Source organism: Leucobacter sp. PH1c (assembly GCF_000633415.1).
Lineage (GTDB): Bacteria > Actinomycetota > Actinomycetes > Actinomycetales > Microbacteriaceae > Leucobacter.
The window spans coordinates 45,565-57,324 of the sequence record NZ_AYMV01000023.1; the positions used below are offsets into that span (position 1 = coordinate 45,565).

Sequence of the window (11,760 nt, forward strand, 5' to 3'; positions counted from 1 at the left end):
TTGGTAAACATCGCGTGAATGGGGTTACGAGAATGGAGATGTCACCGATTCTTTGCCGGTGTGATCTTGAGGAGTGCGACACAGACATGGGTACCAGCCAGATCGTCGAGAACGAGGTTTCGTTCGCCGAGCTCGTCGCCGCGGAGGCGACCACGAACAACTCGGAGGTGCTGCAGTGGGTGACCGAGGTCGCCGAGCTCACCAAGCCCGACGCGGTCGTGTGGTGCACCGGCTCGCAGGATGAGTGGAACCGCATCACCTCGGAGATGGTCGAGGCGGGCACCCTGATCCCGCTCAACAAGGATCTCCGCCCCGGCAGCTTCCTCGCGCGCTCGCACCCCGCCGACGTCGCGCGCGTCGAGGATCGCACCTTCATCTGCTCGGAGAACGAGGCCGACGCCGGCCCCACGAACAACTGGGTCGCCCCCGAGGCGATGAAGGCCGAGCTCATGCCGCTCTTCGAGGGCTCCATGCGTGGCCGCACGATGTACGTCGTGCCCTTCTCGATGGGCCCCGTCGGCGGCGCCATCACGCAGCTCGGGATCGAGATCACCGACTCGCCCTACGCCGTGCTCAACATGCGCATCATGACGCGCATGGGGCAGACCGCGCTCGACGGGATCCTCCCCGGCGGCGAGTGGGTGCGCACCGTGCACTCGGTGGGCGCTCCGCTCACGGCGGGCGAGGACGATGTCGCGTGGCCCTGCAACGACACGAAGTACATCACGCACTTCCCGGAGACCCTCGAGGTCTGGTCGTACGGCTCGGGCTACGGCGGGAACGCGCTGCTCTCGAAGAAGTGCTTCGCGCTCCGCATCGCGAGTGTCATGGGCAAGAATGAGGGCTGGCTCGCCGAGCACATGCTCCTCCTCAAGCTGACGAACACCGACACGGGCAAGGCGTACCACCTCTCGGCCGCGTTCCCCTCGGCGTGCGGCAAGACGAACCTCGCGATGCTGCAGCCCACGATCCCCGGCTGGAAGGTCGAGACGATCGGCGACGACATCGCCTGGCTGCGCCCCGGCACCGACGGGCGCCTGTACGCGATCAACCCCGAGGCCGGGTTCTTCGGCGTCGCGCCCGGCACGGGCGAGTCCACGAACCCCGTCGCGATGGAGACCCTCTGGGGCAACACCATCTACACGAACGTCGCACTGACCGACGACGGCGACGTCTGGTGGGAGGGCAAGACCGATGAGGTCCCCGCGCACCTCATCGACTGGCAGGGCAACGACTGGACCCCCGAGTCCGGCCGCGTCGCCGCGCACCCCAACTCGCGCTTCACCGTGCCGATCCAGCAGACGCCCACGCTCGCGCAGGACTGGTACGAGCAGAACGGCGTGCCGCTCGACGCGATTCTCTTCGGAGGCCGCCGCGCGACCAACGTGCCGCTCGTCGCGCAGTCGCTCTCGTGGGATCACGGCGTCTTCGTTGGCGCGACCATCTCCTCCGAGAAGACGGCCGCACAGGAGGGCACCGTCGGCGAGCTGCGCCGCGACCCCTTCGCGATGCTCCCGTTCTGCGGCTACAACATGGCCGACTACTGGGGCCACTGGCTCGAGATGGGCGAGCAGCTCGGCGAGCAGGCGCCCAAGATCTTCCAGGTGAACTGGTTCCGCAAGGGCGCCGACGGCCGCTTCCTGTGGCCCGGCTTCGGCGACAACTCGCGTGTCATCGACTGGGTGATCCGCCGGGTCGAGGGCGATGTCTCCGGCCGCGAGACCGCGATCGGCACCGTGCCCGCCGCGGGCGAGCTGAACCTCGACGGCATCGAGGTGCCGGAGGCCGATCTCGCCGAGCTCTTCGCGATCGATCCCGCCTCCTGGCTCGCCGAGTCCGACCTCACCGAGGAGTTCTTCGCGCAGTTCGGTGATCGCGTGCCCGCCGCGCTGCGCGAGCAGCTCGAGAGCCTGCGCGCCCGCCTCAGCGCGTAGCGCGCGGCGCTTCGGCGCCCCCTGATCCGTAAGCCCCGCCGTTCTGCCCAACGGCGGGGCTTACTCTGTCTCCGGCCCGTGGAGTTGCGTTTTTCTGTGCTCCCGATAGCTTGTTCCTGTGGGTTTCTTCGGCGCGTGAAGCTTCGCGCCGCTCCGCCAGTCGCGCACCCGTGCGAAGGCGCCGCGGGAGCCCGCACCGCACACGGAACTCGGGGGAGACGATGGAACGACGCATCATGCACGGGACACGAGCGCTGCGAACTGCGGGCGGGGTGCTCCTCGCCGCGCTGCTGCTGAGCGCCGGGGGAGTGACCGCCGCGCAGGCCGCGCCGACGATCGTGGATATCGCCGTGACGGACGACGGCTTCGCGGCGCCGAGCTTCCCGATCACGGATCCCGCTCCCGAAGATGCGACCGTCCGCGCAGTGGACGACGACGAGATCGTCGACGTGCCTGACGCCGCCCTCGCTGCCGCGCTCCGCTCGCGGATCGGGCAGGAGGATCTCACCCGAGGCAAGATTCGCGCGCTGACCTGGCTCGACCTCAACGGCCTCCCGATCGCCGATCTCACGGGCCTGGAGTACGCGAGCCGACTGTCCGACCTCGAGATGAAGAACACCCGCGTCGTCTCGCTCGAGCCGCTGCGCGGGGCGACGAGCCTCACCTACTTCTTCGCCGGCGGGAGCCCGATCACGAGCATCGCGCCGCTCGCCGATCTGCCGCGACTCAACTACGTCTCGCTCAACAGCACCGGGATCGACACGATCGAACCGCTGCGCGGCGCCCAGAACCTCGTGCGGCTGGAGATCGCGAGCACCGCCGTGGGCGACCTCGCCCCGCTCGCGGATTCCCCGCTGTTCCGCGAGATCTACGCGCAGGACACCTTCGTGCAGGATCTCGCGCCGCTCGCCGGTCTGCGCGAGCTGCGCACGATCTCGGTGCCGTCGACGCGCGCCGCGGACGAGCCCGGCCCGCGCCCCGCGATCGACGACCTCACCTCGATCATCGGGCTGCCCGAGCTCACGATCCTCAACGTGAACCGGAACTTCCTGCGAAGCATCCCGTCGCTGGCGAGCTGGCCGAAGCTCCAGCAGGCGGGCTTCAGCGGGCAGACGGTGCGCGACCGCACCGTGCACCCCTCGGCGACCGAGGCGACGTTCGTGATGACCGATGCTGCCCGCCGCCTCGACATGCCGGACGGGCAGACGCCCGCGGTCGAGGCGGGCGCCGACGCGGTCGGTGCGGGCGGAGCGCGCTGGTCCGGCCTCGACGAGGACACGGACGAGCTGCGGGCCGAGTTCGCCCACCGCATCGACGGCACGGGGCCGCGCTATTCGGCCACCGTGATCTACCCCGCCGTGCGGGTGGACTTCGCGGCGGCGCCCGCAGCGGGCGCGCTCGTCCGCGCGCAGCTGGGGGAGCCGGTCCGCTTCGATTTCCGTGCGCCAGCCGGATTCACGGGTGGCGTCTCCGCCCTCGTCGGGGACGGGATCCCGGGGCTCGCCCTCTCGGAGGATGGACTCCTGGCGGGGGCCCCGAGCGCCGTCGGGGAGTTCCCCGCGACGGTGACGCGCACCGATGGATACGGGAACACGATTACTCGGAGCTTCACGATCCTCGTGGCGGACGACGGGGACGGCGGAACGGACGGCGGTACTGACGGTGGCACCGACGGTGGCACCGATGGTGGTACGGGCGGCGGCACCGACCCGGGCAGCGAGGGCGGCGACGGGGGCGGCACGGCCGTGCCCACTCCGGGGACCGCGGGGGGCCTCGCGCAGACCGGCGGTTCCGCGCCGAGCGGCGCGCTGCTCGCGGGAGCGCTCCTCGTGATTGGCGCAGCGAGTGCGCTGGGGGCGGCCCGCCTGCGCCGCCGCTGATCTCGTGCGCGGCGTGGCGCGCACCGGCTACTCGCCGTCGAAGTTCTCCTCGCGGCGGCGGCGCTTCGGGTTCGTCGTGGCCTTCAGGAACAGGCGGACGAGCGACTGCTTCTTCTCGAAGTAGGCGTGGCGCTCGATCTCACCTGCGGCGTACTGCTCTTCGAGCTCGCGCAGCGTGTCCTCTGCGGCAGCAGCGTCGAAGCGCGAGTGCTGCTCGCCGAATTCGTCGCTCGAGCGGATGCGCATTTCAGTCCCTCCCACCGGTGGATTCGTGCGGATCGGATGCCGCTCGGCCGTCCCGTCGCGCCCCAGCCTCGGGGCGGGCTCAGGGCGCGCTCAGGGCAGGGACCGGGGCCCTTCGTGCCCCCACTGGGATTCGAACCCAGACTGTGCCGATTTTAAGTCGGCTGCCTCTGCCGGTTGGGCTATGGGGGCGGCACCCCATCGTCCCACATCCGGCGTGCGGGCCAGCGCGCAGCGCGCCACCCCGGGCGGAGCTCGCGCCCGGTAGGCTGGGCCCGTGGTCTTCGCGAAAGTGCTGCTCGTCAGCCTCCTCCTCGGGGCGGCGGCGATCGCCCTCCTCCTGCGCTTCCGCGCCTGGCGCGCGCGCCGCAGCGAGGCCCGTCGCGCCTGGCAGGCCGAGGTGGACCGCGCCATCGAGAATCGCTGAGCCGGGACGCTGCCGAGGGCATACACTGCGGGTATGACACTCGACCTCTCCCCGGCCGAGATCGGACACGCCGCGGCGGCGCAGCCGTGGCGCGAGCCGGCTCGCTTCTGGGGCGGCCTGCAGGCCGCGACCGCCGAGCTTCCCGCGCCGCTCGTCGCGCTCAGTACGGCGGCCCTCCGCTGGAACGCGGACGAGCTGCGCCGCCGCGCGGGCGGCCTGCCGATCCGCGTGGCGAGCAAGTCGATCCGCTCGCGCGGCGTGCTCGACGCGGTGCTCGCGCTCCCCGGCTTCCGCGGCGTTCTCGCGTACACGCTCGCCGAAGCCCTCTGGCTCGCGGAGACGATCGACGACGTGGTGGTGGGGTACCCGAGCGTCGATCGGGCGTCGATCCGCCGGCTCGGCGCCTCTGCGGAGCTCGCCGCCCGCGTGACGCTCATGGTGGACAGCACGGAGCAGCTCGACCTGATCGATGCGGTCGTCGCCCCGGCGCAGCGCACGCCCATCCGGGTGTGCCTCGACCTCGACGCGTCCTGGCGCTCGCGCGCGCTCGGGCACATCGGTGTGCGGCGCTCGCCCGTGCGCGAGCCGCACGAGCTGCGGGCGCTCGCCGCGGCGGTGCACGCGCGGCCGGGTTTCGCGCTCGTCGGCGTCATGGCCTACGAGGCGCAGATCGCGGGTGTCGCTGACCGGGCGGGCGGTCGGGCGGAGGCCGCCCTGCTGCGGCGCGTGCAGCGCGCGAGTGCCGCGGAGCTCGTCGAGCGTCGGGGCGCCGCCGTCGCGGCCGTCCGCGAGGTCGCCGAGCTCGAGTTCGTGAACGGCGGCGGTACGGGATCCTTGGAGCGTACGGCGGCCGAGTCCGCGGTGACCGAGCTCGCTGCGGGCAGCGGTCTCTACGGCCCGCACCTCTTTGACCACTACTCGGCGTTCGCGGTCGCCCCGGCGCTCGGCTTCGCCCTCGACGTGGTGCGGCGGCCCAGCCCGGACCGGGCGACGCTGCTCGGCGGCGGCTGGATCGCCTCGGGCCCCGCGGCGGCGGACCGGCTGCCGCTGCCCGTCTGGCCGGAGGGGCTCGCCTACGAGGCGCGCGAGGGCGCTGGCGAGGTGCAGACACCGCTGCGCGGCGCCGCAGCGCGGGATCTGCGAGCGGGCGATCGAGTCTGGCTGCGGCACGCGAAGGCGGGCGAGCCGCTCGAGCACGCGACCGGCATCGTCCCCGTGGGGCCGGACGGCCGCGCGGGCGACGAGATCCCGAGCTACCGCGGAGAAGGGAAGTGCTTCCTGTGACGAATGACCGGCCTGAGCGCCCGGCCCCTGCGCGGAGCACCTGGACGAACTGGGCGCGCACGGAGCGTTCCTCGCCCGTGCTGACCGTGGCCCCGCGATCCGCCGAGCAGGTGGTCCGCGTGATCGAGCGCGCGCGGGAGACGGGGCACCCCGTCAAGCCCATCGGCGCCTCGCACAGCTTCACCGCGATCGGCGCGACGGACGGCATCCGGATCGGCCTCGACCGCATGCAGGGCCTCGTCTCCGCCGATCCCGAACGCGGCCGCGTGACGCTCCGCGGGGGCACGCGGCTCTGGCAACTGCCCGCGATCCTCGGGCCGCTCGGCCTCGCGCTGCCGAACATGGGCGACATCGACCGCCAGTCGATCACGGGCGCGACGCAGACGGGCACACACGGCACTGGCCTCGGCCACGGGGGCATCGCGACGGGCATCGTCGGGCTCACGCTCGTCACGGGCACGGGGGAGATCCTTCGCATCGACGAGTCGGAGCACGCCGAGCTGCTCCCGGCCGCGGCGCTCGGCCTCGGCGCTCTCGGGATCGTGACCGAGGTGACGCTCCAGTGCGTGCCCCGGTTCCTGCTGCAGGCGGAGGAAGCGCCCGCCGCACTGGGGGAGGTGCTCGACACGTTCGTGCCGCGCACGCGGGCGGCCGACCACTTCGAGTTCTTCTGGTTCCCGCACACGCGCGCCGTGCGCACCAAGACGAACACGCGCCTGCCGCTCGCGCACGGCGCTGAGCCTCTCACTCGGCTGTCGCGCTTCGTGGACGAGGAACTCGCGAACAACCTCGCCTTCGGCGCCTGCGTCGAACTCGGATCGATCGCCCCCGCGGCGACGCCGGGGATCAACCGCTTCGTCGAGTCCGTGTCGAGTCGGCGGCGCTACGTCGACGAGTCGCACCGCGTGTTCGTGACGAACCGGCGGATCCGCTTCCGGGAGCTCGAGTACTCGGTGCCGCTCGAGGCGGTTCCCGAGGTGATGCGCGAACTGGGCGCGATGATCGAGCGCAAGCGCCACCGCGTCTCCTTCCCGATCGAGGTGCGCGCCGCCGCGGCCGACGGGCTCCTGCTGTCGACGGCGCACGGCCGCGACTCCGGGTACATCGCCGTGCACCGCTTCCACCGGGATCGCGACCGGGAGTACTTCCGGGACGCGGAGGAGATCCTCGCGGCGCACGCCGGCCGACCCCACTGGGGCAAGATGCACACGCGCGGGGCCGAGGAGCTGCGGGCGGTCTACCCCGAGTTCGACCGCTTCCGCGCGACCCGCGATCGCCTCGATCCGGATCGCGTGTTCGCGAACCCCTACCTGAGCCGAGTGCTCGGGGAATGACGAGCGAAGCGCACAGCAGTTTCCGGGCGAAGCTGGATAGGATGCAGATATGTCTGGTGGATTGATTGCCACGCTGATCGTCGTCGGCGTCCTCGTTATTCTCGGCGTGTACGTCTGGGCGACGTACAACTCCCTCGTGACGCTGCGCGTGCGCGTCGACGAGGCCTGGAGCGACATCACGGTGCAGCTGAAGCGCCGCGCCGATCTGATCCCCTCGCTCATCGAGACGGTCAAGGGCTACGCGGCCCACGAGAAGTCCGTCTTCGACTCGGTGACGCGGGCGCGCGCGGAGACGATCTCAGCGCAGGGCCCCGCGGAGGCGTCGCAGGCTGAGAACCACATGCAGTCGGCGCTGAAGAGCATCTTCGCGGTCGCCGAGGCGTACCCCCAGCTGCAGGCCAGCCAGAACTTCCTGCAGCTGCAGAGCGAGCTCGTCGACACCGAGAACAAGATCCAGGCCTCGCGCCGGTTCTTCAACGGCGGCGTGCGCGAGTACAACACCAAGATCCAGGTGTTCCCGAACACCATCTTCGCCCGGGGCATGGGCTTCACTGAGCGCGAGTTCTTCGAGGTGACCGACGTCGCCGCGATCTCCGAGCCGCCCCGCATCCAGTTCTAAGCGGGGCGGACCGTGTACCGCGCCATTCGACGCAACAAGGTCAACAGCTTCCTGATCATCCTGCTCTTCGTCGGGATCGTCGGCGGCCTCGGCTGGCTGGCCGGCGCGATCTACAATTCGCCCGGCATGGTGATCACCGTCGTGGTGATCTCGCTCGGCTACGCGCTGTTCCAGTACTTCATGGCGGGCCGGCAGGCGATCTCCATGAGCGGTGCCCAGCGCATCACCGAGGCGGAGAACCCGCGCCTCTACCGGATCGTCGAGAACCTCTCGATCACCACGGGAACCCCCATGCCCGAGGTGTACATCGTGCAGGATCCCGCGCCCAACGCCTTCGCGACGGGCCGTGATCCCGAGCACGCCATGGTCGCCGCGACCACGGGGCTCCTCGACATCATGACGGACGCGGAGCTCGAGGGCGTCATGGCGCACGAGCTCGGCCACGTGCGTAACTACGACATCCGCGTCTCGATGATCGTCTACGGGCTCGTTGTCGCGGTCGGCATGATCGCGGACATGCTCGTGCGCATGGCCTTCTTCGGCAGGAACAACAACAACGGCAACCCCATCGTGCTGATCTTCGGGCTCGTCGCGATGCTCGTCGCCCCACTCGTTGCGAGCCTCGTCCAGCTCGCCGTCTCGCGGCAGCGCGAGTACCTCGCCGATGCGACGGGCGCGCTCACCACGCGGCACCCCGAGGCGCTCGCGAGCGCGCTGCACAAGCTCTCCGAGTACGGCCGGCCGCTGCAGAAGCAGCAGTCCAGCATGGCCCACCTCTGGATCGCGGATCCGCTGAAGCCCGGCATGATGCAGCGCCTGTTCGCGACGCACCCGCCGATCCCGGACCGGATCCGCCGCCTGCTCGACATGGGCGACAAGTTCTGATCCCCGCCCGCGCACCGGCGGGCGGCTTCGGGGATAGGGTGGAGTGAGCCGAAGGGGGTCGCTCGCACCGTGTCCAGCATGTTCCGCTCACTCTCCGTGCGCAACTACCGCATCTGGTTCGGGGGTGCCTTCGTCTCGAACATCGGCGCCTGGATGCAGGCGACGACCCAGAACTGGGTCGTCCTCACCGAGCTGACCGATACGAACGCCGCGGCCGTCGGCACCACGATGGCGCTCCAGTTCGGGCCGCAGTTGCTGCTCGTGCCGTTCAGTGGCGCCGTCGCAGACCGCTTCGACCGCCGGAAGGTGCTGCTCGTTACGCAGAGCCTCCTCATGCTGCTCGCTTTCGGCCTTGGCACGCTGCTCGTGCTGGGCGCCGCCTCGATCTGGCACCTCTACGGCTTCGCGCTCGCGCTCGGCATCGTCAACGCCTTCGACACGACCTCGCGGCAGGCGTTCGTCTCTGATCTGGTGGAAACCGACCAGCTGTCGAACGCGGTCGCACTGAACTCCGCCTCCTTCAACTCGGCCCGGCTCATCGGACCGGCGGTCGCGGGCATCCTCATCGCCGCCGTGGGCTCCGGCTGGGTGTTTATCATCAACGGCGTCTCATTCCTCGCCGTGCTCGGGGCGCTGCTCATGATCACGACCCGGCGCACGGCGCCGCCCCCGCAGGGTCGCCGCGAGTCCCAGCTGCGGCAGCTCTCAGCGGGATTCCGCTACGTCAGGCAGCGGCACGACCTGCTCATCATCTTCCTGATCGTGTTCCTCGTGGGCGCGTTCAGCATGAACTTCCCCGTGATGTCGTCCACGATGGCGGTCGAGTTCGGTCGCGGGGCCGGCGACTACGGGCTCCTGTCCTCGATCCTCGCGATCGGTTCGCTCTCGGGAGCGTTGCTCTCGGCCCGCCGCCCGGAAGCCCGGATGCGGGTCGTCATCGCCTCCGTCGGCGGGATCGCGCTCGTGAGTCTCGTCGCCGCGCTCATGCCGAGCTTCTGGACCTTCGCGCTCACGCTCGTATTCCTCGGCTTCGCGATCTCGACGATGCTGACGACAGCGAACGGCTTCGTGCAGACAACGGCCGATCCCGCCGTGCGCGGCCGGGTGCTCGCGCTCTACATGGCGATCCTCATGGGCGGCACACCGATCGGCGCCCCGCTCGTCGGTGCCGCCGCCGACGCGCTCGGCCCGCGCTCGACGCTCATCATCAGCGCCGCGGCCGCGTTCGCCGCGTTCGGGATCGGGATGACCTGGCTGCTCACCGAGCGGGGACTGCGCTTCCACCGAGAGGGGTGGAACTGGCGGGTCACCCACGTCGGCCGTCCCGGGCTCGACGACGATCCCGGGAAGCAGTCCGAGACGCTCACGGCGCCGATCTCCGTGCTGCGACGCGACCCCGATGTGGTGGGGGAGTCCGCGCCGCAGGAGGGGGCAACGGGAACGATTCGGATCGAGGGCGAGGCTGATCCAGGCGGTGCCGACGCGCCGGGCGAGGGTGCCCCGACCGGGCCTGGCGGGCCCGCGCGCTGAGCCCGCCGCGCCGCCGGAAGAACGCGGCGCTTGGCGGGTGGCCGCGGCATGCGTTCAGGGGTAGGCTGGACGAGTTCCCGGCGGCCTGTCCGCACCCTTTCCGACACAGGAGCTAGATACCCGGTGAGTGACTTCCTCTCCGCCCAGACTCGTACCGAAACGGACTCGCTCGGCAGCGTCGAGATTCCCGCGTCCGCCTACTGGGGGGTGCACACGGCTCGTGCCCACGAGAACTTCCCGATCGCGCGTCGCCCCATCTCGGTGTACCCCGACTTCATCCGTGCGTTCGCGTGCGTGAAGCAGGCCGCGGCCCGGGCCAACCTCGAGATCGGCGCGCTCGATGAGCAGCGCGCCACCCTGATCGATCGCGCGTGCGAGGAGATCAAGACGGGCATGCTGCACGACCAGTTCGTGGTCGGCGTGGTGCAGGGCGGCGCCGGCACCTCGAGCAACATGAACGCGAACGAGGTCATCACGAACCGCGCGCTCGAGCTCGCGGGGCACGCCAAGGGCGACTACTCGTACATCAACCCGAACGATCACACGAACCACAGCCAGTCGACGAACGACACGTACCCGACGGCGATCAAGATCGCCCTCGCGTTCTCGCTCGGCAGCCTGCTTGAGGAGCTGCGCCTCCTCTCCGAGTCGTTCGCCGCGAAGGGCCGCGAGTTCTCGCACATCATCAAGGTCGGCCGCACCCAGCTGCAGGACGCCGTCCCGATGACCCTCGGCCAGGAGTTCAACGCCTTCGCCGTGACGCTCCGCGAGGACATCGAGCGCCTCCAGGAGGCCGTCTCGCTGCTCGGCGAGGTCAACATGGGCGCCACCGCCATCGGCACGGGCATCAACGCACCGAAGGGCTACAAGGAGTCCGTGATCCGCCACCTGCGCGAGATCACCGAGCTCAACCTCGTCACGGCAGGTGACCTCGTCGAGTCCACGAGCGACACCGGCGTCTTCGTCACGTTCTCGGGCGCCCTGAAGCGCAGCGCGCTCAAGCTCTCGAAGATCTCGAACGACCTCCGTCTGCTCTCCTCCGGGCCGCAGGCCGGTCTCGGCGAGATCAACCTCCCGGCGCGCCAGGCCGGCTCCTCGATCATGCCGGGCAAGGTCAACCCGGTCATCCCGGAGGCCGTCTCGCAGGTGGCCTACTCGGTCGCCGGCGCCGACGTGACCGTCTCGATGGCCGTCGAGGCCGGGCAGCTCCAGCTGAACGCCTTCGAGCCGATCATCGCGCACTCGCTGTTCCAGTCGATCACGTGGCTTGAGCGCGCCTGCCAGACGCTGCGCGTCAACTGCGTCGACGGGATCACCGCCAACGAGGATCGCCTCGAGGACATGGTCGCCCGCTCCGTCACCGTGATCACGGCGCTCGCGCCCGTCATCGGCTACGCGGAGGCGGCGAAGCTCGCGAAGGAGGCGCTCGCCACGAACGCGAAGGTCTCCGAGCTCGTGGTCTCGCGCGGCCTCCTCGATCAGGCGGAGCTCGACGACATCCTGCAGCCGTCGAAGCTCGCGGGTCTCGCCCCCGAGACCGATGCGATCGACATCATCCCCGGTGCACCTCAGAAGCTCGAGGCCGACGCCGACGCGGAGTAGTCCGCGCAACAGACAGCGGCCC

Annotated in this window: 10 protein-coding genes and 1 tRNA gene; 9 read left to right on the plus strand and 2 right to left on the minus strand. The window is 70.4% G+C overall.

Annotation, left to right across the window (positions count from 1 at the left end):
• The first annotated feature begins 86 nt into the window (after positions 1–86).
• Positions 87–1,934, plus strand: a complete 1,848-nt coding sequence (locus U874_RS0108735) for a phosphoenolpyruvate carboxykinase (GTP) (RefSeq protein WP_025134161.1) — start codon at positions 87–89, stop codon at positions 1,932–1,934.
• 236 nt (positions 1,935–2,170) lie between these two features.
• Positions 2,171–3,814 (plus strand): putative Ig domain-containing protein, encoded by a 1,644-nt coding sequence (locus U874_RS0108740; RefSeq protein ID WP_157834243.1) that lies wholly within the window; start codon positions 2,171–2,173, stop codon positions 3,812–3,814.
• Between the two features lie 27 nt (positions 3,815–3,841).
• Here U874_RS0108740 and U874_RS0108745 read toward each other — a convergent pair whose 3' ends face one another.
• Both U874_RS0108745 and U874_RS0108750 read right to left on the minus strand, forming a co-directional pair.
• On the minus strand, positions 3,842–4,075 hold the full coding sequence (locus U874_RS0108745; RefSeq protein ID WP_232755896.1) for a hypothetical protein: 234 nt from the start codon (positions 4,073–4,075) through the stop codon (positions 3,842–3,844).
• A 100-nt stretch (positions 4,076–4,175) separates the two neighbouring features.
• Positions 4,176–4,249: transfer RNA gene (locus U874_RS0108750), tRNA-Leu, on the minus strand.
• Between the two features lie 85 nt (positions 4,250–4,334).
• Here U874_RS0108750 and U874_RS15675 point away from each other — a divergent pair.
• From U874_RS15675 to U874_RS0108785, 7 genes are all read left to right on the plus strand, one after another.
• The gene (locus U874_RS15675) at positions 4,335–4,484 is read left to right on the plus strand and encodes a hypothetical protein (protein ID WP_198525836.1); all 150 of its coding nucleotides are present in this window, start codon (positions 4,335–4,337) and stop codon (positions 4,482–4,484) included.
• Positions 4,485–4,517: 33 nt separating this feature from the next.
• Positions 4,518–5,768, plus strand: a complete 1,251-nt coding sequence (locus U874_RS0108760; RefSeq protein WP_025134164.1) for an alanine racemase — start codon at positions 4,518–4,520, stop codon at positions 5,766–5,768.
• Positions 5,765–7,102 carry a D-arabinono-1,4-lactone oxidase gene (locus tag U874_RS0108765; protein ID WP_025134165.1) on the plus strand — a complete coding sequence of 446 codons (1,338 nt, stop codon included), beginning with the start codon at positions 5,765–5,767 and terminating at the stop codon, positions 7,100–7,102. The genes U874_RS0108760 and U874_RS0108765 overlap by 4 nt, the downstream gene beginning before the upstream one ends.
• 49 nt (positions 7,103–7,151) lie before the next feature.
• Positions 7,152–7,721: a LemA family protein gene (locus U874_RS0108770; protein WP_025134166.1), complete on the plus strand. Its 570-nt coding sequence runs from the start codon at positions 7,152–7,154 to the stop codon at positions 7,719–7,721.
• A 12-nt stretch (positions 7,722–7,733) separates the two neighbouring features.
• On the plus strand, positions 7,734–8,606 hold the full coding sequence (locus tag U874_RS0108775) for a M48 family metalloprotease (RefSeq protein ID WP_025134167.1): 873 nt from the start codon (positions 7,734–7,736) through the stop codon (positions 8,604–8,606).
• Positions 8,607–8,684: 78 nt separating this feature from the next.
• Positions 8,685–10,136 (plus strand): MFS transporter, encoded by a 1,452-nt coding sequence (locus U874_RS14300; protein ID WP_051582857.1) that lies wholly within the window; start codon positions 8,685–8,687, stop codon positions 10,134–10,136.
• Between the two features lie 123 nt (positions 10,137–10,259).
• Positions 10,260–11,738, plus strand: coding sequence for an aspartate ammonia-lyase (locus U874_RS0108785; RefSeq protein ID WP_025134169.1), 1,479 nt, complete (start codon positions 10,260–10,262; stop codon positions 11,736–11,738).
• The last annotated feature ends 22 nt before the right edge of the window (positions 11,739–11,760 follow it).

Excerpts from the sequence above, each read along its gene's own strand:
- U874_RS0108735 (WP_025134161.1), top strand. The coding sequence starts at position 87 with ATGGGTACCAGCCAGATCGTCGAGAACGAGGTTTCGTTCGCCGAGCTC.
- U874_RS0108740 (WP_157834243.1), top strand. The coding sequence starts at position 2,171 with ATGCACGGGACACGAGCGCTGCGAACTGCGGGCGGGGTGCTCCTCGCC.
- U874_RS0108760 (WP_025134164.1), top strand. The coding sequence starts at position 4,518 with ATGACACTCGACCTCTCCCCGGCCGAGATCGGACACGCCGCGGCGGCG.
- U874_RS0108770 (WP_025134166.1), top strand. The coding sequence starts at position 7,152 with ATGTCTGGTGGATTGATTGCCACGCTGATCGTCGTCGGCGTCCTCGTT.
- U874_RS14300 (WP_051582857.1), top strand. The coding sequence starts at position 8,685 with ATGTTCCGCTCACTCTCCGTGCGCAACTACCGCATCTGGTTCGGGGGT.